This window comes from Bacillus sp. 37MA (assembly GCF_000372765.1).
Lineage (GTDB): Bacteria > Bacillota > Bacilli > Bacillales > Domibacillaceae > Domibacillus > Domibacillus aminovorans.
On record NZ_KB889752.1, the window covers coordinates 3,427,546 to 3,453,464 of the forward strand.

Sequence of the window (25,919 nt, forward strand, 5' to 3'; positions counted from 1 at the left end):
TAAACAAGCAGAACCCCCTTAAGCATGGTGCTTAGGGGGTTTTGAGCATGTCTTCAATTTGATTTTTAGAAGGCAATGATGAAATTGCGCCTTTTCCGGTTGTCGAAATTGCACCGGCTGCGTTGGCGAAGGCCAGGATGGAATGGCCGTGGTGTGCGAGAACAGCAGAGAGTCCTTTTTGATCTGCCCCAGCTTCAAGCAGTAGATACAGCAATGCACCAATAAAAGCATCACCGGCTCCGGTGGTGTCCTGTACGTCAACAGAATAACCGCTAGAATCAATCGTTATATCCTGTACATAAAGCGTTGCACCGGCAGCCCCTTTCGTATAAATAACTGTCTGTACATCACCGACAAACAGCGACGCAATCGCTTTATCCTCGTCCTCTATTCCCGCTATAAAAGCAAGCTCTTCATCGGAAATTTTCACGATATGTGCTTTAGGAATAAACTCGAGAATGGTTTCGCGGCATGCATCGGGGCTGTCCCAGAGCGGCAGGCGTACGTTTGGATCGAAGCTGATTAAGGCGCCGCTTTCTTTTGCTGATTGCATCGCTTTTACATGGGCCTGCTTCATCGGGCTGTCGACTAAATCAACCGAACAAAAATGCAAAATATCGCCAGCTTCAAAGATTGACTCATCCACTTCATCAGCCGTCAAAAGCAAATCTGCAGACGGCTTCCGGTAAAATGAAAAATCACGTTCACCGTCATCTCGAAGTGAAACGAATGCGAGCCCTGTATTTGCTTCGTGTGTGCGAATGACATGTCTTGTATCCACACCAGTTTCTTCTAGTTTTTCTAATAAAAAATCGCCAAATGCATCCGCCCCGAGCTTTGTGATCATCTTAGAATGGCCACCCAGTTTGGCAACGGCTGCTGCTACGTTTGCCGGCGCACCACCAGGAGCTCGTTCAAACGACACGACATCTTTCAATGCCCGTCCTTTTTGAAGCGGAATAAAGTCAATTAATACTTCACCAATTGAATATAACGTACCCATCTCTCATTCTCCCATCTATTTTATGACACGAGTTCATCCAGCAATATATGCAATTGTTAGAGACTGTCTTTTGTATAAATTATACACGATTTAAGTTGCGAAAATCATTTTTCGCTATAAAGAATGGTGTTTGGCTAAAGCATTATCAACTTTAAATAAGATCTCTTCGGAAAGTTGACATAAAACAAACAAAAATATAATATGTTTATTAATAGCGAAACTTATTTAGGTGGTGTTTGGTTAATGGATGTTTCGGAACGTTTTTGGAATGCGCCGCTAGATGAATTAAAGCGGGGGTATGTAGAAGAAAAAAAGAACTTTCTTTGTTTGCTTTGCGGAACAAAAGTTGAAAAGGGACTTATTTATCCGGAGAAAGAAGTCTTATATGAAGCAGAGCGATATATGCAGCTTCACATAGAGCAATCGCATGAATCAGTATTTGATTACATTATAGGCATGGATAAAAAACTGACTGGCTTAACGGAGCATCAAAATAATCTAATGCGTCTTTTTTATGAAGGAAAAAATGATAAAGAAGTGCAGAAAGAGATGGGAATTGGCAGTGCATCGACAATCCGGAATCACCGTTTTGTGCTGAAAGAAAAAGAACGTCAGGCGAAAATGTTTTTGGCATTAATGGAGCTGCTAAAAGAAAAAGATGCCCATGCACCGTCGCTCGTGCCGCCTCATCAAAAAGCGAAGATGATTGACAGCCGCTATGATGTAACGGAAGAGGAGCAGGCAAAGACGATTGCGAAATTTATGCCGGATGGTGTGCTGCTTACGTTTCCACCAAAAGAAAAACAGCGCCTCATTGTCATGAGAAAAATTGCCAAAAAGTTTTCTGTAGGGCAGACTTATAACGAAAAAGAAGTGAACGAAATCATCGCTGCGATTTTTGATGATTACGTCAAAGTAAGACGATATTTAATCGAATATGGATTTTTAAGAAGAAAATCAGACGGCAGTGCCTACTGGGTGAATGAGTAATGGAGGAAAGTGAAATGGACCGCAAAAAAGAATTGAAACAGCAATATAAGGAAACAACAATAGAAGCAGGAATTTATCAAATCAAAAATGTGGTGAACGGTAAGATTTTCATTGCAAGCACACGGAATTTAAAAACATTGAACGGGCGCAAGTTTGAACTTGAAGCCGGTTCAAGTACACATAAAGAGCTGCAAAAAGAGTGGAATGAGTTCGGAAAGGATTCATTTGAATTCGACGTGCTTGAAGTATTAAAAAAGAAAGAAACCAGCTTTTTTGATGAAAAAAGGGAACTCGAGAAGCTAGAAGAGAAGTGGCTGGAAAAATTACAGCCGTATGGAGAGAACGGATATAATAAAGTGAAGTGAAGACTAATTTTCTGGAAAAAGGGTAGACACTGTATGAAAGCAAAATGGGAGGAATTCAATGACGAATATAAAAGCACTTATTTTGAATGCTTCCTTGAAAAACTCCGATGAACCATCACATACAGAGGCTCTTTCAAAGGAAGTTCAAGCTATTTTTCAACAGCATCAAGTGAAATCTGAAATTGTAGGGTTGGCGGATTATCACATTTCATATGGAATTAGCAGTGATATGGAAGGCGGCCGGGACAATGAGTTCACGAAAAAACATGTGCAAATGCTGACGTACAATACAATGCATTTAGCTAAAATGTTTTAAAGACCATCCTATTCCAGCTCAAGGTAATTTAACAGATGAATAGAGCACGAAATGAAAAAAGCGATCGAATTTAGATCGCTTTTTTCATTTTTTTATAGACATTTATTTAGGATCCACATATAATTTAAATAAATCTTATTGAATTAGTCGGTTTTAAGGAAAGGGGGGAATTCAAAATGAAAGTATCTAGTCGTGGAGAGTATGCGCTGCGTGCCTTAATCGTACTTGGACAGAAGAAAGAGTTAATGTCGATCAGTGAAATTTCTGAAAAGACACTTGTGACAGTTCGTTACCTTGAGCAGATTTTGCTTCAGTTGAAAAAGCTCGGATATGTTGAAAGTAGACGAGGAGTCCAAGGTGGGTACTTACTGAAGGGATCACCAGAACACATTAATCTAGGAGAAGTCATTCGTAAAATCGAAGGACCGCTTTCGCCGATGAAATGTGCAAGCATTACAGCATATGAGCCGTGTCCACTTGAAGAAGAATGCTTGTTGAAACCGCTCTGGACACTTGTGAGAGACACGATCGCTTACGTGTTAGAACAAACGACACTGGATGATTTACTGCAAGGCAAACTGCGGCCAGTTGTACCAATATAATTTAAATAAATTCAATTTTTTGAAAAAAACGTATAGACATGTTATACAGGATGCGCTATAATCCAATTAATCAAATAAAACAAACCTAAATACTTGGTTATAAAAAACTACATACAAAAGACTGCCGATCAGATAACTGAAGGCTCCTTGCAATCTAAACGTTTTTTTGAATGTAGATTACTTGGAGCCTTTTTTGTGCAAAAGTCGACTGATATAGTCAAGATTAAAAAATGGAGGGGAACGACATGTCAGAAAAAAGAATTGATGATCAGTGGATTGAGCGTATTGTGCAGTCGCTAAAAGGAATTGAATACGGATCGGTGGAAATTGTCATACATGATTCGCAAATTACACAAATTGACCGGCTGGAAAAGCAGCGGTTTCCTTTGAAGAAAAGTCAGGCATTTGAAAGACCAAAACAAATAAGAATTCAATAAAAAGCCGATCAGACAGACTGAAGGCAGACTCTTTTTAATAAGTAAATATTAAATAAAGTCTGCCTTTTTTTATATAAAAACAAACAGGTGAGAGGGGTTTTACACGATGCAAAAAAAGAAAACAGCATCCAAATTTTTAGTTGCGATTACAGCGACAGCGGCTATTTTAGCAGGCTGTGGCTCAGAAGAAAGCAGCGGGAGCGGAGAAACGGCCTCTACTGCTAAAAAAGAACCGGTTGAAATTTTGAACGTCTCTTATGATCCAACGCGTGAATTGTATGAAGAGTTTAATAAAGAATTTGCTGCACATTGGAAAGAAGAAACGGGCCAGGAAGTCACCATCCAGCAATCGCATGGAGGGTCCGGGAAACAAGGCCGTGCAGTGATTGACGGCTTGGAGGCGGATGTTGTGACACTGGCTCTTGCTGGAGATATTGATGAAGTTGCCGCGAACCGTGATTTAATTGCAGAAGACTGGCAGACAAGATTGGAAGATAACTCAACTCCTTACACGTCAACGATTGTTTTCTTAGTACGTAAAGACAATCCAAAAGGCATTAAAGATTGGAATGATTTAGCGAAAGAAGGCGTATCGGTTATTACGCCAAATCCGAAAACATCAGGCGGTGCACGCTGGAATTATTTGGCTGCCTGGGCATACGCGGATAAGCAGTTTAATGGAGATGAAGCGAAGATTAAAGAATTCGTCGGAAATATTTATAAAAACGTGGAAGTGCTCGATACAGGTGCACGGGGTTCAACGACGACATTTGTGGAACGTGGCATTGGCGATGTTCTGATTGCTTGGGAAAATGAGGCATTTCTTTCACTGAACGAACTTGGAAAAGACGAATTTGAAATTGTTGTCCCATCAATTAGTATTTTAGCGGAGCCGCCAGTTGCGGTTGTAGATAAAAACGTAGAGAAAAAAGGCACAGAAGAAGTGGCGCAGGCGTATCTTGAATACTTGTACACGGAAAAAGGTCAAGAAATCGCCGCGAAAAACTACTACCGTCCACGTAACGAAGAAGTATTAAAGAAATACGCCGATCAATTCCCAGACATTAATCTCGTCACTATTGACGATGATTTTGGTGGATGGAAAAAAGCCCAAGAAACACACTTTAACGATGGCGGCACGTTTGATGAAATTTATCAGCCACAATAAGGCGAAGACGGTGGGATTCGTTCCCACCGATATTTTTTAAACTATATCGTTTATTTATTATAGAAATGAAGGTGATGTCATGGCGAAGAACTGGAGATTTAAGAAACATAGCATATTACCGGGATTCGGGCTGTCGCTCGGGTTTACGATGTTGTATGTCAGCTTGCTCGTCTTGCTGCCGCTATCGATGATTTTTATTAATACTTCATCAATGGGCTGGGCGGATTTCTGGGCGACAGTGACAGAACCGCGTGTTGTTGCCTCTTATAAACTAAGTTTTGGAGCCGCGTTTGCAGCAGCCTGTATAAATGTGATATTCGGCGTGCTTATTGCCTGGGTGCTCGTTCGTTATTCATTCCCGGGCAAGCGCGTAATAGACGGACTGGTAGATTTACCGTTTGCGCTTCCTACCGCCGTAGCGGGTATCGCATTAACAACACTATATACGGAAAACGGCTGGATTGGTCAGTTTTTATCGTTTAAAGTTGCGTTTACTCCCATTGGTATTACGATCGCGTTAACATTTATTGGTTTGCCATTCGTTGTGCGGATGGTACAGCCCGTACTTCAAAACCTCGATCAGGAAATGGAAGAGGCTTCCGCTATTTTAGGAGCAAACCGAATTCAAACATTTTTTAGAGTGATCATTCCAGAGATTTTGCCTGCGACGCTTACCGGTTTTGCTCTTGCATTTGCGCGGGCGCTCGGTGAATATGGCTCGGTCGTTTTCATTGCAGGAAACATGCCGATGAAAACGGAAATTACACCGCTCATTATTATGACAAAGCTGGAACAATATGATTATGCCGGGGCGACAGCGATTGCGGCGGTCATGCTCATCATTTCGTTCGTCCTGCTTCTGCTCATTAACGGAATACAGTGGTGGACGAATCGGAAGTTTGTTCATAATTAAGGAGGGAATTTCATGGCCGGACATATTCCAATGCAGCATGGCAGTAAAAAAACAGGCAAGCGGACAGCAGAAGAACCGCTTTGGATTCGCGTCCTGCTTATCGCGCTTGCACTCGGGTTTTTGCTTATCTTTCTCGTCTTGCCGCTCATTGCAATCTTTATAAAAGCATTTGAACAGGGAGCGAGTGTGTATTTCGCATCCATTACAGACCCGGATGCACTGTCAGCAATCAAATTGACATTGATCGTCGTCTTGCTGACGGTCCCGCTTAACGCTATTTTCGGTGTAGCCGCTGCGTGGGCGGTGACAAAATTTGATTTTAAAGGAAAAAGCCTTTTAATTACAATTATCGATTTGCCGTTCGCGGTTTCACCTGTTATTGCCGGTCTCGTATTCGTTTTGTTATTTAGCGCACACGGTTTATTCGGTGAATTTTTATTCGAACATGACATTAAAATTATTTTTGCTGTACCAGGTATTGTACTGGCCACACTGTTTGTCACATTCCCGTTTGTTGCTCGTGAATTGATCCCGCTCATGCAGGCGCAAGGATCGGCGGAGGAAGAAGCATCCTTAACACTTGGTGCCGGCGGATTTAAAACGTTTCTTCTCGTCACGTTGCCGAACATTAAATGGGGCTTATTATATGGAGTCATCCTTTGTAATGCCCGGGCAGTTGGCGAATTCGGCGCCGTTTCGGTTGTTTCCGGACATATTCGCGGCTTGACGAATACGATGCCGCTTCATATTGAAATTTTATACAATGAATATCAATTTTCCGCTTCGTTTGCTGTCGCATCGCTTATGTCGATTTTGGCGATCGTCACGCTCGTTTTGAAAAATTTCATTGAATGGAAAACAAGTCAGCACGGATAAGACAGGAGGGCTTTCATATGAGTATTCAAATAAAAGAAGTATCAAAAACATTCGGCTCATTTAACGCGCTGAATGATATAAATATTGATATCAAAACCGGAGAGCTCGTGGCACTGCTCGGTCCATCCGGGTCAGGAAAAACATCGCTGCTCCGCATTATCGCAGGTCTGGAGGAAGCGGATAATGGCGTCATTTTATTCGGTGAAGAAGACATGACCCACATTCGTACGACAGAGCGAAAAGTCGGGTTCGTTTTTCAGCATTATGCATTGTTTAAGCATATGACCGTGTCTGACAACGTCGCCTATGGATTGAAAGTACGTCCGAAAAAAGAGCGGCCGTCGAAAAAAGAGATCGAAGCAAAAGTGAATGAACTGCTGGAGCTTGTAAAGCTTGACGCATTCGCGGACCGTTACCCGTCTCAGCTTTCCGGCGGACAGCGGCAGCGTGTTGCACTAGCACGGGCACTCGCCGTTGAACCGAAAGTGCTGCTTCTTGATGAACCGTTTGGCGCACTTGATGCAAAAGTACGAAAAGAGCTGCGGCGCTGGCTGCGAAGACTACATGATAACTTCCATATTACGAGTATTTTTGTGACACATGATCAGGAAGAAGCACTCGATGTAGCCGACCGGATTGTGGTCATGAATGAAGGGAAAATTGAACAGATCGGCAGTCCGGAAGAAGTATACGATCATCCAAACAGTCCATTTGTATATGATTTCTTGGGGAATGTAAATTTATTTCAAGGCAGGCTTCAAAATGGAAAGCTGCTTTATGGAAATGTGGAAATGGATGCACCGGGCTTTGAGAGCGCAGAAAATCAGCAGGCTGTCGGTTACGTTCGTCCGCATGACGTAACTATTGACAGAGAAGATACATCGAATGAAGCCGTACAAGCAAAGGTTGTCCACGTTCATGCCGTCGGCCGGTCTGTTCACATCGAGTTGAAACGAGAAGATACCGATCAATTTTTAGAAGCGGAATTAACGAGAGAACGATACCGAGAGCTGGAGCTAAAAGTAGGCGAGGACGTTTTCGTTAAACCAAACCAGCTTCGTGTTTTTATTCCAGAAGATTATTCGATTTAAACAGGCTGATCAGGCGACTGAAAGCTGCTTATCTTTTAAAGATAGGCAGCTTTTTGTTTTAAAAAAAGAAAGGAGATAGTAAGATGACCTCATTATTAGTTGTAGGTGGAGACAAAATTGATAAACTAGCAGACAAATTGGAGCATCATGGATTTGATGAAGTGATTCATGTGAGCGGTCGAAAGGCCAAAATGGTAAAAACGAATATCCCTCAAAAAGTCGACCTCATTCTTGTCTTAACAGACTATATTAATCATAATCTTTCAAGTGTCATTAAACGAAAAGCGAACGAGCAGTCGATCCCCATCTGTTTTGCCAAACGATCGTGGAGCTCCATTTACAAGGAGGTAGAAAAGATATTCGTGAATCAAGAATGAAGGCTGCGCTCATTCTATAACCGTTGAGATCGTCCTTTTTGTACGAGATGATAGCGTGCTGTTAATCTCCACTAAATTGGTCCATTCGTTAACAATCAACAACAAATCTCTTTGCCTGTACTTCGAATGTCTGCTACGCTGAAAGTTAAATGAAAACTTTCAGAAAGGGCGTTGCAACATGAAACCATCTGATATTAAAACTGTTTCAGAACTGATCGGGAAAATTCGGCAGCTCTGGGAATTGAAATCATATAAAGCTTTGCGCGAGTTTCTTGCTAAAATTGAATCGGAAGAGGACTATTACCGGCTGATCCGGCTCGCGGAAGCTGGGTCTATGCACAGTTACAGTCATTTTTTGGCGGTCATGGCAAATAAGCGATTTCAATCAGTGCGCACTCTTTCGTGGTATTGCTATAGTTTGCTTGAGAAGGGGAAAAGCATGGAAGCGGAGACGAAAATGAAGCGTCACCTTTTTGACAAGGACATCGATTCATTATCTGTCGAAGAACAAAAGGAGGCTTATCTTTTGCTCGTTTGGACGATGTGCCAGCTGCATCGTTACCGGGAAGCGGACGAATACATGGAACGCATTAAAACAGCAGGTGGTGTTCTTCTGCCGGATCAGCTTGCCGCTTTTTACATGGAAACGAACGACTGGGTGCAGGCGGAACAGGAGATTGTGAAAGGTCTCAACCTACCGTTTGACAAACGGGGTGACATCTCTTATCTCGTCTATGCTGACCTGTTATCAAGACAGGGAGATCATGAAAAAGCGCTTCACTTTTTGGAAAAAGGAGCGGAACGGTTTCCGGATTTGCCATCGCTTCAATTGGAACAAATACGCAGATTACGTAATATGGGCCGATCCGCAGATGTTCTTGAAAACGTGGAAAGGTTAAACGAAGAAAATCCATTTCACGCAAACATCGATTATTTCCTTTATTTAAAAGCAGAAGCGCTGTACCGTCTTGAAAAATGGGATGAACTGAGGGCGTGGATTTCACAACATGAAAAGGTGTTGCAATCGACTGAATTAGGCGAGCGGACGATCAATCCTGATGGCGAGTATAAAGAACTCACGATTCAGCCGGTCAGACAAAAGCTTAATTACTGCGTGCCGGCTGCGTTGTCAATGGTTTTGCAGACATTGGGTCAAAAAATATCGCAGGATGAAGTGGCGGAGTACGTATTTGATGTGACTGGATCCAAGCTAATGACCGCGATTGATTATATGACGTCGCGTGGTTTTACATCGAAGTTTTTCAAAGGGACGATCGATTTATATAAACAGTTTATTGATGCAGGCTGCCCGGTCATGCTCGATATGTTGATTGAAAACAACTCGCATGTGCAGGTCGTGGTTGGGTATGATGACCGACTTGGCGTACTGCTAGTGCAGGATCCGAATGAATTTGAAGCGGTTATGGTGCCGTATGATGAGGCGGCGAAAACGTACCGGTTAAAAGATCGGCTGTCTGTCGTATTCGTCACGACAGAACAGATGCATCTACTTAAGCCTTTAGATGAAAAGGAACATCAATTTTTCCAAAGCATGTTCGTTCATCTGGAAGAAATAGAACAAAACATAGAGGCATCAATCGATTCATTTCTTGCATTTCTGGAAAACAATGACGGCGAAATTTTTGCGTCGATTCTTGGTCTATCGATAATTCAGCATGAAAAAGCGAAGCCGTATCAGGAAAAATGGATCCGTCATGTGATGGAGCGATTTGGTGACGATGACGAAGATGTGCAACTTTTGATTGCACAGTCGTATTACACGCACGATCAAACAGGTAAAGAGTTTCAAGATGTTATGGATAACGTGAAAAAGAAAAACGCATATGCTCATTTTTTGATGGGAGTCGTCGATTACCAGAAAGACAAAACGGAGCAAGCGATTTTTCATTTGAATCGGTCACTTGAAAAAGATCCGTTCCAGCCGTCTGCTTATGCATATTTAGCGAGAAGCTATGCGGATTTTTCACAGTTTCAGTTGGCGAGACACCATGCATTGACGGCCCTTGAACAAGCCGGAACAGATGAGTTTACCCGTTCGACATATGCAATTATTTTGTTGGAGTCAGGTGCCGTTCAAGAAGCACTTCACGCGTTTGAACAGCTTTCAGAAGAATATCCAAACAATGATTATTACGTATATGAAATTGGGCGCTGCTATATGGAGCTTGGCGATAAGCAGGCATCTAAATGGCTGAAGCGTGCGCTTGATATGAACCCGGCTATACCGTATCCGTATTTGCGTATTGCAGAAATACGGATGGAGGAAGAAAAATGGGAGCGGGCTGAAGCATATTTATGCACGGGAGCTGAGGATTTTGTACCGGAATCGAAAACAGGTATTCTCTGGCTGTATATCGGCCATACGCGGATGGGCCGTGAGCTGTATGATCATGCGGAAGAAGCGTATGACAGAGCAGTGAGGCTCGATGACGACGGTGAATTGCTGGCGGTTGTATATAAAGCACAGTCGATTATTAAACAAGATGATTGGGAGCGGGCGGAACAAGTGATTCGTGCAGAAACCAGGCCGGATATACTTGTGCGGGCCGGCGCGATGATGATGGAAGAAGCAGAACGGGAAATTCAGCAGTCGCTGGCGCTCAACTTTATGGAAGCGGGTCTCACAGCAGGAGGCGATGATTTATCGGAACATGTTTCCATGTATGTGGATTACGTGGAAGACACACCGTTTATTCATCGGGCGGCGGTATTTTCGGAAACGCTGCGTGCCCGGTACCCGATCAGCGACATTTATTGCTATGAAGCGATTTTTCATGAGCAGATGGAGAATATGGAGATAGCGGAATGGCTGCTTTTAGAAGCGGTGGAACTTGATCCGAAAAGCACGTTTCCTCATTACCGGCTCGGCAAACTGTATCGGGCTATTGAGGAGTATGAAAAAGCGGTCTTTCATCTGCGCCGCTGTATTCAACTGGATCATAATTTTACAGCCGCACATGATGAACTTGCTCATTTATATATGGAAACGAGTGATTGCAATAAAGGAAAAAGACATCTTTTTCATGTGCTTGAGCAGATGCCACAGTCGTGTGATTTCGATCTTTTTTCAGAGTGGATGTCAACGCCTGCAGAGCGGCAAAAAGTAATCACGCAGCTGGGAAAATTAAAAGGAACGACAGATGAAGAATGGCGACTTGGTACGCTCGCAGATATGCTTAATATAGATGAAGCGATCCGTCTGCTCAAACAAGAAGAATCCGTCCAGCTTCAGGCAAAGTTGGCTTCATTGTATTTAAAAGCAGGCAATATAAAAGAAGCATTGTTGCTTATCGAAGCACTCATTCAAAAAGAACCTGACAATGAGTCATTATATGAACCGTGGGTGGAAGCTCTTTACCGATCGAAAAAGCTGTTGAAGGTCGAGAAGTTCGTAAGAGAGATGGAATTACTGGATGAAGATACAGCATCTATTTATCGAAACAGTGCTGATGTACTTGTACTGTATGTTCGGGAGCAGATGGAAAAAGAGCATCGTGGGCTTCTGAAGAAGCTGACAAGCGGAATTAAAACAGCTGGCCTTGTTGGAACGGTGACGGCATATTATGAAAAAGCGATTGAGTTTGAGCCAGACGATCCGCGTGCGTACGACAGGCTGGCTATCTTTTTCATCGAGCAAGGTGTGGCAGATGACGCGTTGAAAGTGTTGAAACGTTATCTCTCGAATCACGATGATGACAGTTTGCGATTTAAAGCAGCGGCAGCGGCGATGAGTCATGGAACGGAAAGCGGGAAAGAGAAGTATATTCAAGAAGCGAAGAAGCATTTGCTTCTATTAAAAGAACGTCATCCATCTGATGCGGTTGTGCGGGAAATGCTTGGAGATGCGTATATGTATACCCGACAGCCGGATGATGCACTCACGGAATATGAAGAATTGATTGAAATAGCGCCTTATAAAACAGAAGGATATGCAGGTATCATCCTTGTCCTTATAGAAATTGATAAGATATCTGAGGCGAAGCAGTTTTTAAATCAGGTGCCGGATCAGATTCGAGACCGGGTAGTGGTCCAATTCAAAGAAATGCTAGAAGGCGATCCACGAATGGAGGAGTTGATCAGTCATGACTAAACAGGAATCATTAATGGCGCATGCGATTCAGTTGGCGAAAGAAAATGTTGATACTGGACATGGCGGACCTTTTGGCGCCATTGTCGTCAAAGATGGAGAAATTATTGGGAAAGGCTGCAATGAAGTAACCGCTTCAAATGATCCAACGGCACATGCAGAGGTACAGGCGATTCGCGAAGCATGCCAGCATCTAGAGTCCTTTCAGTTGACTGGCTGTGAGATTTACACAAGCTGCGAACCGTGTCCAATGTGCATCGGTGCGATTTACTGGGCACGGCCGGATGCGGTGTATTATGCTTGTACGAAAGAAGAAGCTGCAGCGATTGGATTTGATGACCAGTTTATTTACGAAGAACTGGGGCAGCCAATTGAAGAGCGTTCGTTGAAAATGAAAAAGTTGGTTATAGATAAGAGTAAAGAGCCATTTGAAAACTGGACGACGTCATCTAAAAAAATAATCTATTAAATTATCTTTTAGGAAGACCGGTCACGTTTAGCCGGTCTTTTTGTTATAAAGAGAAGGCATACAATCCATTAAATATGAAAATAAGTCAGAATATAATGAACTTAATAGTGAAAAAATGTTATGCTTTATTACATAAATTGTTGAAGTACTCTGTAGGTAAAGAGCATTTTATGCGATGGTCATATAAAAGGAATAAACAATGATGATGAAGAGGGTTGAAGGATAGCATGGAAAACCGGTATAGGAAGCAGCAGACCTACCGGCCGATTGGAGCAGATGGACAAAACCGTCTCGCTGAATCGAAGGTCGCCATTATTGGTTGCGGCGCGCTCGGTTCAGCAGCGGCAGACCTACTGGCACGTGCCGGTGTTGGACAGCTACTCATCGTCGACCGGGATTATGTGGAAGTGTCTAATTTGCATAGACAGCCGCTTTATACAGAGAAAGATGCACGTGACATGATTCCGAAAGTCGTTGCCGCGAAGAAGCGGCTTGCGGAAGTTAACAGCGATGTGAGGGTTGAAGTGTGGATGGATCACGCAGACGCCGCACTCATTGAAAAACTAGCTGCAACAAGTGATATTCTGGTAGATGGAACAGATAATTTTGAAACGAGACTTGCCATCAATGATGCGAGTTTGAAATATGGTATTCCATGGGTGTATGGAGCGTGTGTCGGTGGATCAAGTGTGGTCATGCCATTTGTTCCGGATCAAGGAGCTTGTTTCCGCTGTCTTCTCCCGGTTCTGCCTTCATCTGGGGAAACGTGTGATACAGCAGGAGTGATTGCGCCTGCTGTACAGATTACGGCTTCCTATCAATGTGCCGAAGTGATGAAATGGCTGACGGGGAACCACGACGTAATGCGAAAAGAGCTGCTTCGGATTGATGTATGGATGAATGAGCAAAATCAATTCGGCCTCCGTAAAATGAAGCGGCCAGACTGCCCGTCATGCGGCAAAGAACGAACATATCCATCATTGAATCAATCGCAAGAAACGAAAGCGGCTGTTTTATGCGGTCGCGATACCATTCAACTGACACCTGCTGCAGGCCGACAGTTAACGCTTGATGACGGTGAACGGATTGCTAAACAACTTGATCTAAGGCGTAAACGGACACCCTATTTTTTGCAAATGATGTACGAAGACAGCCGGATTGTCTTATTCGCAAACGGCCGGCTCTTTTTTCACGATATGCAGGATGTAAACAAAGCAATGAAGCTGTACAATCAATTATTCAACTGAAAAAATGGGGGATCGGACCATGTCGGTAGACTTTTCGAATGATTTACTTGTATCTGTTGCAGTGCTAACTGTAAGCGACACGAGAACAGAAGAAACAGATAAAAGTGGTATTCATATAAAAGAGCTGCTCAAAAAGGCCGGACATACAATAATCGATTACGCCATCGTGCCGGATGAGCAGACAGCTATTGCGCGGATAATACAAAAATGGCTTCACGATAAAGAAATGGATCTTATTATTGTGACAGGTGGAACAGGCATTGCCCCACGTGATGTAACGATTGAAACGGTCCAACCGTTTTTTGAAAAAGAAATTCCGGGATTTGGGGAAATCTTTCGCTATTTGAGCTTCACAGAAGATATCGGTACGAAGGCGATGCTATCAAGGGCAGCGGCCGGAACAGCAGGTGGAAATAAACTTTTGTTTGCGCTTCCAGGATCGCGGGGGGCTGTAGATTTGGCAATGAAGCGACTGATTTTGCCGGAAGCAGCACATTTGCTTCATGAAGTGAGGAAATGATGAAACGGTTTCTGTTGGCATCGATGCCATTTCATCCACATTCTTATATGTTGTCACGTATACAGATGAAAGAAAACACGCCGCTTAATTGCGTGCGCGTTCGTAATCCCCATTTTTCCCGCCGGTTTTGCTAAGTAAGAATGTTGGGCCGATGACCATTTCTTTGTCAGCCGCTTTGCACATATCATAAATTGTCAAAGCTGCGGCGGATGCAGCCGTTAATGCTTCCATTTCAACGCCCGTGACGCCTTTTGTTTTCACTTCGGCATGAATTAGTACGGCATAATGGTTGTTTGAGACGTCAATATCCCATTCAAACGTTATGTTGACACCAGTGAGAGGGATTGGGTGGCACATGGGGATAATGGATGAGGTTTGCTTGGCAGCCATAATACCAGCAACTTGTGCGACCGCAAATACATCCCCTTTTTTATTTTGGCCAGAAGCAATCTGATCGTAAATGACTTTACTTACTTCGATAGACGAGTGCGCAATAGCTGTTCGGACGGTTTCTGATTTATCGGATACGTCCACCATTTTCGCTCGTCCTTGTTCGTTAAAATGAGTCAATTCAGACATAAGTTTCATCCTTTCTTAGTGCGTTATGAAAGTAGTATATCATGAGAAAAAGAAAGAGAGGCGTTTATCGTGGTCGAAAAACGGAAGCCGATTCCAGTAAAAGAAGCAGTAGACAGAGTGATGAAACGGGTGGCACATGTCAAAAGCGAGTCGGTGCTGCTTGAAGAAGCGTATGGCCGCATTTTAGCCGAACCGGTTATAGCTAGCCACCCCGTTCCTCCGTTTGATCGTTCTCCTTACGACGGATTTGCAGTGCGATCGGTTGATACAGAAGGTGCATCTGGTGAATCACGAATCGCATTTACTGTTATGGATCACATAGGTGCAGGTGCGGTATCATCACATACGTTAGGCGAACGAGAAGCAGTCCGAATTATGACGGGGGCGCCGCTGCCAGAAGGAGCGGACGCTATCGTCATGCTTGAACAGACTGTGATTGATGGGCAAACGTTTACCATTCGTAAGCCGTTTGCGCCAATGGAAAATGTGTCGCCAAAAGGCGAAGATGCAAAAGAAGGAGAAGTCATCGTAGAGGCAGGCGCATTTATTCAGCCTGGGGTCATTGCAGTGCTCGCGACATTTGGCTACGCAAACGTGCAGGTGGCAAAGCGGCCAATCGTCGGGCTTTTAGCGACAGGCACAGAACTGCTTGACGTAAATGAACCGCTTGAACCGGGCAAAATTCGCAATTCAAACGGGCCAATGATTGCGGCCCAGTTGAAACGAATGGGGATCGAATGCCGATTGCTTGGCACGCTGCCGGATGATGAGGATGCTTGTTTTAACATGGTGAAAGAAGCTGTCCATGAATGTGACGCGGTCATCACGACAGGCGGTGTATCGGTCGGTGACTTTGATTATTTGCCAGCCGTATATAAGCGGCTCGGCGCGGAAGTATTATTTAACAAAGTAATGATGCGCCCAGGGAGTGTGACAACTGTAGCGCATGTAAACGATACCTTCTTATTTGGTTTATCTGGAAATCCATCCGCTTGCTTTGTCGGTTTTGAACTATTTACAAGACCGGCCCTATTATCGATGATGGGCAATGATAAGCCGTATTTGGCTTATACAAAAGCGGTGTTAACAGCCGATTTTGCAAAAGCGAATCCGTTTAACCGTTTTATCCGGGCGGTCTATAAATCGACACCGAAAGGCTCTTTTATCGCACCAGCTGGATTTAATAAATCAAACTCAGTGACATCGATCGCTCGGGGCAATGCCTTTATGGTACTGCCGGGTGGAACAAGGGGCTTTCAAAAGGGCGATGAAGTCGATGTCCTGCTCATTGGAACAGAAGAAGGGGTGGAATCATGGGTGCTCAATTAATGAAGCCTTTTGAAGTCACGACCGAACCGCTTGAACCAGCACGTTATATGGAGTATGTCACGCATCCAGGAGCGGGAGCTGTCACATTATTTGCGGGTACAGTGCGCGAATGGACGAATGGCAAGCGGACCATGTATTTAGAATATGAAGCATATGTACCGATGGCGGAGAAGAAACTGACAGAAATTGGTGTGGGAATTAAACAAAAGTGGCCGGGCTCCCGTGTTGCGATTGTCCATCGTATCGGAGCGCTCTCCATTTCAGATATTGCCGTCGTGATTGCTGTATCATCGCCACACCGGAAAGCGGCCTATGAAGCGAATGAATACGCGATAGAACAAATCAAAAAAGTCGTCCCCATCTGGAAAAAAGAAATGTGGGAAGATGGCGAAGAGTGGATAGGCGACCAATCATATAAACCAGGGAGTGAATGACGATGATTCATCTTCATTATTTTGCAGGGTTGAAAGAAGCAGCTGGAAAAGCATCAGAAGACATTCAATGGACAGACGGAACAGTGGAAGACATTGTGAAGTGGGCAGCGAATACATACCCGGCATTTGATTTTTCAGCCGTACAAGTGGCTGTGAACGAAGAGTATGTACTTGAAACCGAATCCGTGAAACCAGGGGACCATGTCGCCTTTATTCCACCCGTCAGCGGAGGATAATGACAAATAAAAAGGATGGATTGCCATGACCAGTCTCCACGTATTGGATCAGCTAAAGCGACCGCTGCGTGATTTGCGTATTTCAGTCACCGATCGATGTAATTTCCGGTGCACGTACTGTATGCCGAAAGAAGTCTTTGGCGATGATTATGCCTTTATGCCAAAAAGCGAGCTGTTATCATTTGAAGAAATGACACGCTTAGCGAAACAATTTGTTGCATTCGGCGTGAAGAAAATTCGTATAACCGGTGGCGAACCGCTCCTGCGAAGAGATTTGCCGGAACTCATTCGGATGTTATGTGAGATTGACGGACTTGATGACATTGGACTGACGACGAATGGGCTGCTGCTGAAACAGCACGGCAAAGCCCTATTTGAAGCGGGTTTAAAACGATTGAATGTAAGCCTCGATTCGTTGTCTAAAGAAACGTTCGGGAAAATGAACGGGCGTGGCATCGGACCGGGACCGATTCTTGAGAACATCGACTATGCGAAGGCACTCGGCTTTCAGGTAAAGGTAAATATGGTTGTACAAAAAGGTGTGAATGACCACGAAGTTGTACCAATGGCGGCTTATTTTAAAGAGCGTGGCATTACGCTTCGATTTATTGAGTTTATGGATGTCGGCAATGATAACGGCTGGAGCTTCCGGCAAGTGGTGACGAAAAAAGAGATTTTAGCACAGCTGCAAAAAAATGAAAATCTTACGCCGGTAGATGCTGATTATTTTGGGGAAGTGGCCGGTCGTTACCGATACGCAGATTCGACGGCGGAAGTCGGGTTTATTACATCGGTTTCCGAATCATTTTGTTCCTCATGCACAAGGGCACGTCTGTCATCAGATGGAAAATTTTATATGTGTTTGTTTGCATCAGTGGGACACGACCTTCGGGCGCTCATCCGGTCTGGTGCTGAGGATAAGGAGCTTGCATCTGCTGTCCGGAGTATATGGGAAAAACGAGACGACCGCTATTCAGATGAACGGACAGAGCAGACGGCGAAGAATCGAAAGAAAATTGGCATGTCGTACATCGGCGGCTAAGTAGTTGAAAATAGATAATAGCCTGTAGAGATTTTTCTCTGCAGGCTGTTTGCGTTATGATGAATGAAAAAAGGATGTGAGCGAATGATTCATATTTTAGTAGCGGATGACGACGTGCATATTCGCGAACTTGTCCGGCGTTCGCTGCAGGAAGAAGGGTATGTTGTGTTTGAAGCAGACGATGGAGCGAAGGCATCTCTTCTCCTTGAGCAAAAGACGATTCATCTAGCGATCGTCGACGTCATGATGCCAAATAAGAACGGATATGAGCTATGCGAAGAAATTCGGCGTCATTACGATGTGCCGGTCATTTTATTGACAGCGAAAGATCAGCTTGAGGATAAAGAAAAAGGGTATGCAGTCGGAACGGATGATTATTTGACGAAACCTTTTGCTCCAAAGGAATTACTGTTTCGAATAAAGGCGTTGCTCCGCCGGTATCAGAAGGTGAATGAAGAGAAAATCATCATGAACGGCACGACGATTGACCGGCGCAGTTATGAAGTGGAGTGTGGAGGACAGCTCATGATGCTGCCAATGAAAGAGTTTGAATTATTGGCTCAGCTGGCGAGTTTTCCGGGACGGATTTTTACGAGAGAAGAATTGATTCATCTCATTTGGGGCATCGATTTTTCGGGAGACGATCGAACGGTAGATGTTCATATAAAGCGGCTTCGCGAGCGATTTTCAGGGCGGACGGATGATTTTTTGATCAAAACCGTGAGGGGTGTAGGATATAAAATGGAGTTAAAGCAATGATGAAGACGCTCTATTTACGTATCGTATGGACAACAATTTTTGTCATGCTCGTGAGCAGTTTTATCGCCTTTATCGTTTCAAATGTGTATTATCAACAATTTTTAAAGCCGTATAATGATGGAAAAATAACGGCTATGGCACAGAACATTGCAGCATTTACAAATAATAATCCATCATTGAATAAAGATAACTATTTGAATCACATTGGGGCGCTTGGTTACCAAATCTATCTCGTTAATGAACAGGGTGGGAATGACTATGGCGGTGCATTTCGCGATCGTAACTTAGGTGCAGACATTATCAGGCGCGTTCAAGCTGGTGAAACATACCATGGCATTTCGCATTTTGCCGGCAACGCATTTGTGACCGGTTTTTTTGACAATGAAGCAGTCAACACGATTGGCGTACCGGTGATGATAAATGGTGATCGGTATGCGCTGTTTATGCGCCCGAATACAGAAGTGCAGTTTGGTGAACTCCGCCTTTTCTTCTCTGTGCTCGTGTTGCTGATGATTCTGATAAGTATGGTGCTTGTGATTATGAGTACGCGTTACATCGTCAAACCCATTGTGACATTGACCGATGCGACGAAGAAAATCGCGCAAGGCATGTATGATGTCGACTTGAATGTAAAGCGGAAAGATGAAATCGGAACGCTTACTAATCATTTTGCTAAGATGGCGAAAAGTTTATCGCAGCTTGATGAGATGCGTCAGGAATTCGTTTCAAACGTATCGCACGAAATACAATCGCCTCTTGCTTCTATTCAAGGTTTCGCTCAAACACTTCGAACTGAAAAGCTATCAGATGCCGAACGCGAGCGTTATTTAACGATCATTGAAGAAGAAAGTCAGCGAATGTCCAGCTTAAGCAAGCAGCTGCTGACTCTCGCCACGCTTGACAAGGAAGACACAACGTTGGAGAAAAAATCATACGATGTCGCAGCACAAATAAAGCAGGTTATCTTAATGACAGAATGGAGCTGGCAGGAAAAGGATCTGGCGTTCAGTTTGAATATCGCGTCTGCCTCCATTACAGCAGATGAGAAATTGCTTCATCAAGTATGGGTGAATTTGATTACAAACAGTATTAAATATACGGGAGCAGGCGGTACGATTTCAATTGATGTATCGAAAACGGAATGGATGTGTATCGTTACGATCACGGATACAGGACAGGGAATTGCACCAGAAGACATGCCCTTTATATTTGATCGCTTTTATCGAGCCGATAAAGCGCGAAACCGAAAAGAAGGCAGCACAGGACTCGGCCTTTCGATCGTGCAAAAGATCGTTCATTTGCATAATGGATCGATTAAAGTAGAAAGTGAAACTGGAGGAGGAACAACATTTTCAGTCAGTCTGCCGATTTTGTCATAATCCGTTCATATTGCGTTCATCTTTCTTTCTTACACTGTGTACAGGAAAAAAGAAAGGTGGATAAATGATGTTTTTAGCGATTAGAGAAATGAAATACGCGAAGCTCCGTTATACGCTGATCGGGCTCATTATGGTGCTTGTGGCGTGGCTTGTCCTGTTTGTGACTGGTCTTGCGAATGGGCTTGCTTCTGATAATGCAGCAGTGATTCAAAAAATGGACGCCGACTATTTTGTTTTGCAGGAAGGAGCAGATAACCGGCTGAATCGTTCCGAATTATCGGCTGGACAGGTAGATGCGATTGGCGGCGAGCCGTTCGGTGTTCGGATGATGACGATTGAGCATACTGGAAAAGTCGATGTAACGGTGTTTTCGATGAATCCGGAAAGTGAGATTATGCCAAGAATTGTAGAAGGTAAGTCAGGTGTTGTCGCAGATCAGTCGCTGCAAATGACAATTGGTGATCAATTCACGGACTCTATTACTAGGGAAGTCATGACGGTGACCGGCTTAACAGAAGGACAGTCATTCAGCCATACGCCTGCGATCTTTGTAACAGAAGGGCCTGTCAGTGCCGTGGCCGTTCAATCAAAGAGTATACACGTAGATGGTGTAGAATTGCTGACAAAAAAAGAAGCGTTGCAAAGTATTCCTGGTTATAAAGAAGAACAAGGATCATTGATGATGATGATTGTCTTTTTGTTTATGATTGCAGCAATTGTGCTTGCGGTATTTTTTTATGTCATGACGATTCAAAAAATGCATCAATTTGGCGTTTTAAAAGCGATCGGTACGCATTCAATCTATCTTGCACGGACGATTATTTCTCAGGTGATCATCATCTCGATCGTAAGTTTACTCATTAGTGTTACGCTCGTTTATGGAATCGCTTTTGTCTTGCCAGTGGATTTGCCATTTTATTTGACGCCATCGGTTACTGCAGGCACTTCGCTTCTTTTTTTGGCTGTATCGGTACTTGGTTCTTTGCTGTCGTTGTATAAAGTAACGAAAGTGGATGCGCTTGACGCGATGGGAGGGTCATTTTAATGGGAGCGAAACTAATACTGGATCATGTAAATAAGTCATTTGGAAATACAAATACATTGAACGATATTTCATTTGAAGCGAAAGCAGGCGAATTTGTGGCCGTCGTCGGACCATCCGGGTCGGGGAAAAGCACTTTTTTATCGATTGCGGGTGCTTTGTTGACACCATCGTCTGGACGCGTTTTGGTTGGGGGAGAAGATCTTAGCTATTTGTCTGAAAAAGAACGCCATCGTATTCGTTTAGAGAAAATCGGTTTCATTTTTCAAACGTCTAACTTAATTCCCTATTTAACGGTGCGTGATCAGCTTCTTTTGATTGCAGAATTATCGGGAGAACAGACAGCTGGTGAAAAAAAGGCGGATGAGCTGCTGGAACAGCTTGGGTTATCGCACCGGACCGGTCATTATCCAGAAAAGCTGTCAGGCGGCGAGCGGCAGCGTGTGGCGATTGCCCGGGCCTGGATGAATGATCCAGACATTTTACTTGCGGATGAACCGACTGCAAGCCTTGATTCAAAACGTGGCCGGGACGTTGTTGAAATGATTGCCGATGAAGTGAAACGGCGCAATAAAGCAGCCATCATGGTGACACACGATGAACGAATGCTTGATGTATGTGACCGCATTGTGCGGATTGAAGATGGGAAAATCAGATGAGAGGATCAGTCCGCCTGGGACTGATCCTTTTTTTAAATGACCCATCTGTTTGGATGCTGTATGATAGAAGAGGAAGAATACATAGATATGGGGAGCGATTATATGTATAAAGATTATTTAGCATTTGCGATTGAGCTTGGAAAAGAAGCAGGACAGTTTATTTTACCTCAGGAAGGCAAAGCAGGCGGGCAGACGTTGAAGGCCGCAAAAGATTTCGTGACGGAAATGGATTTGAAAGTGGAAGCACTGATCATCGAACGCATTCAAGCAGCCTATCCTGATCATCGCATCTTTAGTGAAGAAGCAGGGGCGATTGATAGTGACAGTGATTTTGAATGGGTGATTGACCCAATCGATGGCACGATTAATTACAGCATGGGTGTTCCTTTATATGGTGTATCGATCGCACTAACATATAAAAATGATCCAATTGTGGGGGTCCTTTCATTTCCAGGGTTGAATGAAGTATACTGGGCGTCAAAAGGCAGCGGTGCGTTTAAAGACGGGGAACGGATTCAGGTGCGTGAAGTCAGTCTCGCAGAATCAATCATTTCCCATAGCGATTTTGCAAAAGACGGGAATAAAGAAGCGAACACGCAGCGTCTCGAACTTCTTGGTAAAATTGTGAATGATGTGTACAGAGTGCGGATTATTGGGACTGCGGCCGTATCATTAGCTTACATTGCAGCGGGCCGTTTTGATGCGGCACTTTACATGAGCCCAGCGTTTTATGATGTAGCAGCCGGACAATTACTCGTCACAGAAGCAGGTGGTGTTACGGCAACTGCCGGTCCGTACACACTGTTTGGACAAAAGCAAGCAATAGCTGGTCTGCAAAACATACTGAATGGCTCAAAATGAAATTAATTGCAATGAAGAAACGAGGTGTCCCGATATTGGCGGGGCATCTCGTTTTTGTTTACTTAGTTTTTACTACTTTAATGAATGGCTTCCAGATCGATTCGCTCAATAAATTCAACAAATGCCCGCACAATGTTTAGTTGCAGAGACTCTTCGTGAAAGAACATCCAGCTTTTACGGATAATCAGCTCGCCTTCACTCGTTTTTAGTTCGGTTTTATGCAAGTCTTCAAGATCGTCTAAAATCATGCTTGGCAAAATGGCATAGCCGAGTCCGTTGGCGACCATGTTTTTGCACGTGCCGGCTTTATCGACATCGATGCTGACAAGTGGCGGCTTTGTATAGTTTTCTGCCCACCAATTGTCGACGATCATTTTTAAGTTTTGATCGGTGCGGTAATCAATACGTGGTAAGTCGGGCAGATCACTCAAATCAATTTTTTCTTTTGAGGCGATGCAGATCGATTCGTCAAATAAGAGCCGCTTTTGGTCTTTCCATTTGTAGTCGCCTTTCACCAATCCAACATGTACATCCTGGTTATGGATTAAATGAGCGATTTGACTGCTCCAATCCGTCGTTACTTTAAACTCAATATCTGGATACTCCTCTTTAAATAATTTCAGCAAGCCGGGCAGTTTGTAATCTGTGAAAAAGGTGGAGACACCAAGTCGCAATGTGCCGGCGATTTTATTTTCCATATTGAGTACGTTTTCTTTTATTTGCTGCATGCGATGAATCGTTTCGTGCGCGCATTTTGCTAAATACTCGCCTTGCGGTGTGAACTGAACACCGCGCCTGCCGCGATTGACGATTTGAACGCCGAATTCTTTTTCAATTTGTTTTAATCGATTTGTCAAAGCAGGCTGTGAAATATACAACGTTCTTGCTGCGTTCGTAATATTTTTTTCTTCATAAAGTGTCTGCAAAAAGAGCCAATCACGCTCATCCATATAAAATCCCCTCCAATAGACATAATTTTTATTTATGATTGATCATATTAAACCATTATTTTATTTATTTCTGTGTGTATATTATAGTTAATTGTACAAGGAACAGAAAGAGGGAAGATATAATGAAAGAAAATAAATGGTTGTTTATGGCGACGAGCAGTGTGGGTGGTCTTTTATTGTCGATGACGGGTTTATCGATCGGCTGGATGCTCGGAACGCTGCTAACGGCAGCACTTATTTCTTTCGCAAAGCCACATTTACTGGGATCCAAAGGAACACCGAAATACTGGCTTTATATCGGGCAATGCATTTTAGGCATTGAGCTCGGGCAAAAAATAAATTTATCGCTCTTATCCGTTTTTCAGCAGCACTGGGTGGTTATTCTCGTCATGTTGTTATTGTCAATCGTGTTTTCACTGCTATCCGGTTATATGCTATGGAAATTTAGCCGGACGGATATGCTGACGAGTTTTTTTGGCACAGCACCGGGTGGATTGTCAGCGATGCCTGGAATGGCGGAAGAAGTCGGCGCAAACACAGCGGTCGTCAGCCTCATTCAAACGATGCGTGTCTTCCTCGTTATTTTAATTATCCCAGTCATCGTGTCGGCACCCGTTTTTCATGCATCGATACCGGTTGAGGCGGGGCCTGCGGCACTATCATTTGAAATGAATCAGCTTTTGTGGACCGCGGTACTGGCTGTTATTGCTTATGGAGGATACCGGTTAGGAAAACTATTGAAATTTCCGGCACCATCGCTGCTTGGAAGCATGGTCGCTGTTGCGATCGTCCAGTCCGTTAGCTCCTCATACGTAGGTCATGATATGGCCGCATTCTGGCCGCACAGTGTGATGGTCGCATCGCAAATTTTAATTGCGGTATCAATTGGCTCGCGTTTCCGGAAAGAAATGTTTATCGGATTAAAACAAACGTTAACGGTCGCGTTCATCAGCACCATAGTTTTAATTGTCGCAATGTTTGCATGCGCCTATGCTGTTTCGGAAATGACTGGAATGGCGTTCATGACTGCGGCACTTGCATTTGCACCAGGTGGCATCGCTGAAATGGCGACAACCGCTGTTGTTCTTGATGCCGACTCGACATTTGTCGTCGCTGTACAGGTGCTACGAATTATTGCTGTCTGCCTCATTTTGCCGCCAATTTTCAAATTGCTGCATGCATGGGAAGTTCGGAAAGAGGTTCATTCACATGCCTCGGTTTAACTTTTTATATCGATTCATTGTTTGTTTGAACAAGTGAAAATGTGGATTGAAAAGTTTTCTAAAGATATGGAAGCACTGCTGCCAAGGGCGGTGAAAAACTAACCATTCACGATACGAAAAGTATTTTTTCAGAAAAGATCGTGCCAGGCTACTTTGAAAAAGTTCCAGTGGTGAAAAAGTCGGTCTGCGTGTGGAACAGTCAAAACTATTCACTCGCTTTCAATCACATTTATATGCTGCTTACTATTAATAGAAGAAACGCATCAAAAAGGAGTATTTATTTAAATAAGCAGAACTCCTTTTTAAAAAAGGTAATGTATATCAGATGAAAAATTAAGTTGAAAAATCATTGACTTTATTTTTGAATGTATGTTATATTAATTCCTGTCGCTAATTATTGTGGCTTTGTAAATCCCTAGTACATTTGAAATTCGATAATAACTATCCACAAGTGATTTTTCGGGAAAAATTATTGACTTTATGTTTCGGGAAATGGTACAATGTTGATCTGCTACTGATATAACATCAACTTGGAGTGAGTGGATGTTTAGATGTAGTCAAATTCTTAACAAGTAATATGTTTTATCGGAATAATTACTTCTGAAAACATGTTGACATTCATATTGAATAAATGGTATGATGTTAAAGCTGTCGTTGATAACAGCGATTGAAATTGATCTTTGAAAACTGAACAAAATAAACGCCAACGTTAATTTTTAACATGTTTTATTTATGAGCAAGTCAAACACTTTTTGGAGAGTTTGATCCTGGCTCAGGACGAACGCTGGCGGCGTGCCTAATACATGCAAGTCGAGCGGATCTAAAGGAGCTTGCTCCTTTAGATTAGCGGCGGACGGGTGAGTAACACGTGGGCAACCTGCCCTACAGATTGGGATAACTCCGGGAAACCGGGGCTAATACCGAATAATATCGAAGATTTCATG

27 protein-coding genes are annotated in these 25,919 nt (G+C 43.5%); 24 read left to right on the forward strand and 3 right to left on the reverse strand.

Annotated features, from left to right (window positions below):
* Nucleotides 1–31 precede the first annotated feature (31 nt).
* Nucleotides 32–1,003 carry a carbohydrate kinase family protein gene (locus A3M5_RS0118860; RefSeq protein WP_018395336.1) on the reverse strand — a complete coding sequence of 324 codons (972 nt, stop codon included), beginning with the start codon at nt 1,001–1,003 and terminating at the stop codon, nt 32–34.
* Nucleotides 1,004–1,246: 243 nt separating this feature from the next.
* On the opposite strand from A3M5_RS0118860, the gene A3M5_RS0118865 reads away from it, so the two are divergent.
* The 14 genes from A3M5_RS0118865 (at nt 1,247) to A3M5_RS0118930 (ending at nt 14,482) form a co-directional block, all read left to right on the forward strand.
* Nucleotides 1,247–1,993 carry a DUF2087 domain-containing protein gene (locus A3M5_RS0118865; RefSeq protein WP_018395337.1) on the forward strand — a complete coding sequence of 249 codons (747 nt, stop codon included), beginning with the start codon at nt 1,247–1,249 and terminating at the stop codon, nt 1,991–1,993.
* 14 nt (nt 1,994–2,007) lie between these two features.
* On the forward strand, nt 2,008–2,358 hold the full coding sequence (locus tag A3M5_RS0118870; RefSeq protein ID WP_026221816.1) for a GIY-YIG nuclease family protein: 351 nt from the start codon (nt 2,008–2,010) through the stop codon (nt 2,356–2,358).
* A 58-nt stretch (nt 2,359–2,416) separates the two neighbouring features.
* Nucleotides 2,417–2,674 carry a hypothetical protein gene (locus A3M5_RS0118875; protein WP_018395339.1) on the forward strand — a complete coding sequence of 86 codons (258 nt, stop codon included), beginning with the start codon at nt 2,417–2,419 and terminating at the stop codon, nt 2,672–2,674.
* A 176-nt stretch (nt 2,675–2,850) separates the two neighbouring features.
* Nucleotides 2,851–3,276: an RrF2 family transcriptional regulator gene (locus tag A3M5_RS0118880; RefSeq protein WP_018395340.1), complete on the forward strand. Its 426-nt coding sequence runs from the start codon at nt 2,851–2,853 to the stop codon at nt 3,274–3,276.
* A 245-nt stretch (nt 3,277–3,521) separates the two neighbouring features.
* A complete protein-coding gene (locus A3M5_RS0118885; RefSeq protein ID WP_018395341.1) occupies nt 3,522–3,713 on the forward strand; it encodes a YezD family protein in 192 nt (63 codons plus the stop codon).
* A gap of 106 nt (nt 3,714–3,819) precedes the next feature.
* The gene (locus A3M5_RS0118890) at nt 3,820–4,881 is read left to right on the forward strand and encodes a sulfate ABC transporter substrate-binding protein (protein ID WP_018395342.1); all 1,062 of its coding nucleotides are present in this window, start codon (nt 3,820–3,822) and stop codon (nt 4,879–4,881) included.
* A 79-nt stretch (nt 4,882–4,960) separates the two neighbouring features.
* Nucleotides 4,961–5,794, forward strand: coding sequence for a sulfate ABC transporter permease subunit CysT (gene cysT, locus A3M5_RS0118895; RefSeq protein ID WP_018395343.1), 834 nt, complete (start codon nt 4,961–4,963; stop codon nt 5,792–5,794).
* 12 nt (nt 5,795–5,806) lie between these two features.
* The gene (gene cysW / locus A3M5_RS0118900) at nt 5,807–6,670 is read left to right on the forward strand and encodes a sulfate ABC transporter permease subunit CysW (protein WP_018395344.1); all 864 of its coding nucleotides are present in this window, start codon (nt 5,807–5,809) and stop codon (nt 6,668–6,670) included.
* A 17-nt stretch (nt 6,671–6,687) separates the two neighbouring features.
* Nucleotides 6,688–7,761 carry a sulfate/molybdate ABC transporter ATP-binding protein gene (locus tag A3M5_RS0118905; RefSeq protein WP_018395345.1) on the forward strand — a complete coding sequence of 358 codons (1,074 nt, stop codon included), beginning with the start codon at nt 6,688–6,690 and terminating at the stop codon, nt 7,759–7,761.
* A gap of 83 nt (nt 7,762–7,844) precedes the next feature.
* Entirely contained in the window at nt 7,845–8,138 is a 294-nt protein-coding gene (locus tag A3M5_RS0118910) for a DUF2325 domain-containing protein (protein ID WP_018395346.1), read from the forward strand.
* 178 nt (nt 8,139–8,316) lie between these two features.
* A complete protein-coding gene (locus A3M5_RS0118915) occupies nt 8,317–12,249 on the forward strand; it encodes a tetratricopeptide repeat protein (protein ID WP_018395347.1) in 3,933 nt (1,310 codons plus the stop codon).
* Entirely contained in the window at nt 12,242–12,715 is a 474-nt protein-coding gene (locus tag A3M5_RS0118920) for a nucleoside deaminase (RefSeq protein WP_018395348.1), read from the forward strand. The genes A3M5_RS0118915 and A3M5_RS0118920 overlap by 8 nt, the downstream gene beginning before the upstream one ends.
* 227 nt (nt 12,716–12,942) lie before the next feature.
* A complete protein-coding gene (locus A3M5_RS0118925; RefSeq protein ID WP_018395349.1) occupies nt 12,943–13,962 on the forward strand; it encodes a ThiF family adenylyltransferase in 1,020 nt (339 codons plus the stop codon).
* A gap of 19 nt (nt 13,963–13,981) precedes the next feature.
* The gene (locus A3M5_RS0118930; protein WP_018395350.1) at nt 13,982–14,482 is read left to right on the forward strand and encodes a MogA/MoaB family molybdenum cofactor biosynthesis protein; all 501 of its coding nucleotides are present in this window, start codon (nt 13,982–13,984) and stop codon (nt 14,480–14,482) included.
* An 84-nt stretch (nt 14,483–14,566) separates the two neighbouring features.
* Here the strand turns inward: A3M5_RS0118930 and moaC are convergent, their stop codons facing one another.
* On the reverse strand, nt 14,567–15,061 hold the full coding sequence (moaC, locus tag A3M5_RS0118935; protein ID WP_018395351.1) for a cyclic pyranopterin monophosphate synthase MoaC: 495 nt from the start codon (nt 15,059–15,061) through the stop codon (nt 14,567–14,569).
* A gap of 69 nt (nt 15,062–15,130) precedes the next feature.
* On the opposite strand from moaC, the gene A3M5_RS0118940 reads away from it, so the two are divergent.
* The 9 genes from A3M5_RS0118940 to A3M5_RS23310 all read left to right on the forward strand — a co-directional run bounded on the left by A3M5_RS0118940 (nt 15,131) and on the right by A3M5_RS23310 (nt 22,802).
* Complete coding sequence (locus A3M5_RS0118940) at nt 15,131–16,390, forward strand: molybdopterin molybdotransferase MoeA (protein WP_018395352.1); 1,260 nt, start codon at nt 15,131–15,133, stop codon at nt 16,388–16,390.
* On the forward strand, nt 16,390–16,824 hold the full coding sequence (locus A3M5_RS0118945) for a molybdenum cofactor biosynthesis protein MoaE (protein WP_026221818.1): 435 nt from the start codon (nt 16,390–16,392) through the stop codon (nt 16,822–16,824). Before A3M5_RS0118940 ends, A3M5_RS0118945 begins: the two co-directional genes overlap by 1 nt.
* Before the next feature lie 2 nt (nt 16,825–16,826).
* Entirely contained in the window at nt 16,827–17,060 is a 234-nt protein-coding gene (moaD, locus tag A3M5_RS0118950) for a molybdopterin converting factor subunit 1 (RefSeq protein ID WP_018395354.1), read from the forward strand.
* A 25-nt stretch (nt 17,061–17,085) separates the two neighbouring features.
* Complete coding sequence (moaA, locus tag A3M5_RS0118955; protein ID WP_026221819.1) at nt 17,086–18,102, forward strand: GTP 3',8-cyclase MoaA; 1,017 nt, start codon at nt 17,086–17,088, stop codon at nt 18,100–18,102.
* A gap of 84 nt (nt 18,103–18,186) precedes the next feature.
* On the forward strand, nt 18,187–18,861 hold the full coding sequence (locus A3M5_RS0118960) for a response regulator transcription factor (protein WP_018395356.1): 675 nt from the start codon (nt 18,187–18,189) through the stop codon (nt 18,859–18,861).
* On the forward strand, nt 18,861–20,240 hold the full coding sequence (locus A3M5_RS0118965; protein WP_026221820.1) for a sensor histidine kinase: 1,380 nt from the start codon (nt 18,861–18,863) through the stop codon (nt 20,238–20,240). Before A3M5_RS0118960 ends, A3M5_RS0118965 begins: the two co-directional genes overlap by 1 nt.
* A gap of 67 nt (nt 20,241–20,307) precedes the next feature.
* Complete coding sequence (locus A3M5_RS0118970) at nt 20,308–21,285, forward strand: FtsX-like permease family protein (RefSeq protein WP_018395358.1); 978 nt, start codon at nt 20,308–20,310, stop codon at nt 21,283–21,285.
* A complete protein-coding gene (locus A3M5_RS0118975) occupies nt 21,285–21,941 on the forward strand; it encodes an ABC transporter ATP-binding protein (RefSeq protein ID WP_018395359.1) in 657 nt (218 codons plus the stop codon). Before A3M5_RS0118970 ends, A3M5_RS0118975 begins: the two co-directional genes overlap by 1 nt.
* A 102-nt stretch (nt 21,942–22,043) precedes the next feature.
* Entirely contained in the window at nt 22,044–22,802 is a 759-nt protein-coding gene (locus A3M5_RS23310; protein WP_196803575.1) for an inositol monophosphatase family protein, read from the forward strand.
* Between the two features lie 77 nt (nt 22,803–22,879).
* Here A3M5_RS23310 and A3M5_RS0118985 read toward each other — a convergent pair whose 3' ends face one another.
* The gene (locus tag A3M5_RS0118985; RefSeq protein WP_018395361.1) at nt 22,880–23,752 is read right to left on the reverse strand and encodes a LysR family transcriptional regulator; all 873 of its coding nucleotides are present in this window, start codon (nt 23,750–23,752) and stop codon (nt 22,880–22,882) included.
* 122 nt (nt 23,753–23,874) lie between these two features.
* Here A3M5_RS0118985 and A3M5_RS0118990 point away from each other — a divergent pair, with 122 nt between their 5' ends.
* Nucleotides 23,875–24,975, forward strand: a complete 1,101-nt coding sequence (locus A3M5_RS0118990; RefSeq protein ID WP_018395362.1) for an AbrB family transcriptional regulator — start codon at nt 23,875–23,877, stop codon at nt 24,973–24,975.
* Nucleotides 24,976–25,919: the final 944 nt, after the last annotated feature.

What these genes read in the sequence shown, in the direction of transcription:
- A3M5_RS0118970 (WP_018395358.1), top strand. Translation starts at nt 20,308, where the DNA reads ATGTTTTTAGCGATTAGAGAAATGAAATACGCGAAGCTCCGTTATACG.
- A3M5_RS0118865 (WP_018395337.1), top strand. Translation starts at nt 1,247, where the DNA reads ATGGATGTTTCGGAACGTTTTTGGAATGCGCCGCTAGATGAATTAAAG.
- A3M5_RS0118985 (WP_018395361.1), bottom strand. Translation starts at nt 23,752, where the DNA reads ATGGATGAGCGTGATTGGCTCTTTTTGCAGACACTTTATGAAGAAAAA.
- A3M5_RS0118920 (WP_018395348.1), top strand. Translation starts at nt 12,242, where the DNA reads ATGACTAAACAGGAATCATTAATGGCGCATGCGATTCAGTTGGCGAAA.
- A3M5_RS0118975 (WP_018395359.1), top strand. Translation starts at nt 21,285, where the DNA reads ATGGGAGCGAAACTAATACTGGATCATGTAAATAAGTCATTTGGAAAT.
- cysW (WP_018395344.1), top strand. Translation starts at nt 5,807, where the DNA reads ATGGCCGGACATATTCCAATGCAGCATGGCAGTAAAAAAACAGGCAAG.
- A3M5_RS0118880 (WP_018395340.1), top strand. Translation starts at nt 2,851, where the DNA reads ATGAAAGTATCTAGTCGTGGAGAGTATGCGCTGCGTGCCTTAATCGTA.
- A3M5_RS23310 (WP_196803575.1), top strand. Translation starts at nt 22,044, where the DNA reads ATGTATAAAGATTATTTAGCATTTGCGATTGAGCTTGGAAAAGAAGCA.
- moaD (WP_018395354.1), top strand. Translation starts at nt 16,827, where the DNA reads ATGATTCATCTTCATTATTTTGCAGGGTTGAAAGAAGCAGCTGGAAAA.
- A3M5_RS0118870 (WP_026221816.1), top strand. Translation starts at nt 2,008, where the DNA reads ATGGACCGCAAAAAAGAATTGAAACAGCAATATAAGGAAACAACAATA.
- A3M5_RS0118905 (WP_018395345.1), top strand. Translation starts at nt 6,688, where the DNA reads ATGAGTATTCAAATAAAAGAAGTATCAAAAACATTCGGCTCATTTAAC.
- A3M5_RS0118945 (WP_026221818.1), top strand. Translation starts at nt 16,390, where the DNA reads ATGAAGCCTTTTGAAGTCACGACCGAACCGCTTGAACCAGCACGTTAT.
- A3M5_RS0118925 (WP_018395349.1), top strand. Translation starts at nt 12,943, where the DNA reads ATGGAAAACCGGTATAGGAAGCAGCAGACCTACCGGCCGATTGGAGCA.
- A3M5_RS0118960 (WP_018395356.1), top strand. Translation starts at nt 18,187, where the DNA reads ATGATTCATATTTTAGTAGCGGATGACGACGTGCATATTCGCGAACTT.
- A3M5_RS0118885 (WP_018395341.1), top strand. Translation starts at nt 3,522, where the DNA reads ATGTCAGAAAAAAGAATTGATGATCAGTGGATTGAGCGTATTGTGCAG.
- A3M5_RS0118875 (WP_018395339.1), top strand. Translation starts at nt 2,417, where the DNA reads ATGACGAATATAAAAGCACTTATTTTGAATGCTTCCTTGAAAAACTCC.
- A3M5_RS0118890 (WP_018395342.1), top strand. Translation starts at nt 3,820, where the DNA reads ATGCAAAAAAAGAAAACAGCATCCAAATTTTTAGTTGCGATTACAGCG.
- A3M5_RS0118930 (WP_018395350.1), top strand. Translation starts at nt 13,982, where the DNA reads ATGTCGGTAGACTTTTCGAATGATTTACTTGTATCTGTTGCAGTGCTA.
- A3M5_RS0118990 (WP_018395362.1), top strand. Translation starts at nt 23,875, where the DNA reads ATGAAAGAAAATAAATGGTTGTTTATGGCGACGAGCAGTGTGGGTGGT.
- cysT (WP_018395343.1), top strand. Translation starts at nt 4,961, where the DNA reads ATGGCGAAGAACTGGAGATTTAAGAAACATAGCATATTACCGGGATTC.
- moaC (WP_018395351.1), bottom strand. Translation starts at nt 15,061, where the DNA reads ATGTCTGAATTGACTCATTTTAACGAACAAGGACGAGCGAAAATGGTG.
- moaA (WP_026221819.1), top strand. Translation starts at nt 17,086, where the DNA reads ATGACCAGTCTCCACGTATTGGATCAGCTAAAGCGACCGCTGCGTGAT.
- A3M5_RS0118910 (WP_018395346.1), top strand. Translation starts at nt 7,845, where the DNA reads ATGACCTCATTATTAGTTGTAGGTGGAGACAAAATTGATAAACTAGCA.
- A3M5_RS0118965 (WP_026221820.1), top strand. Translation starts at nt 18,861, where the DNA reads ATGAAGACGCTCTATTTACGTATCGTATGGACAACAATTTTTGTCATG.
- A3M5_RS0118860 (WP_018395336.1), bottom strand. Translation starts at nt 1,003, where the DNA reads ATGGGTACGTTATATTCAATTGGTGAAGTATTAATTGACTTTATTCCG.
- A3M5_RS0118915 (WP_018395347.1), top strand. Translation starts at nt 8,317, where the DNA reads ATGAAACCATCTGATATTAAAACTGTTTCAGAACTGATCGGGAAAATT.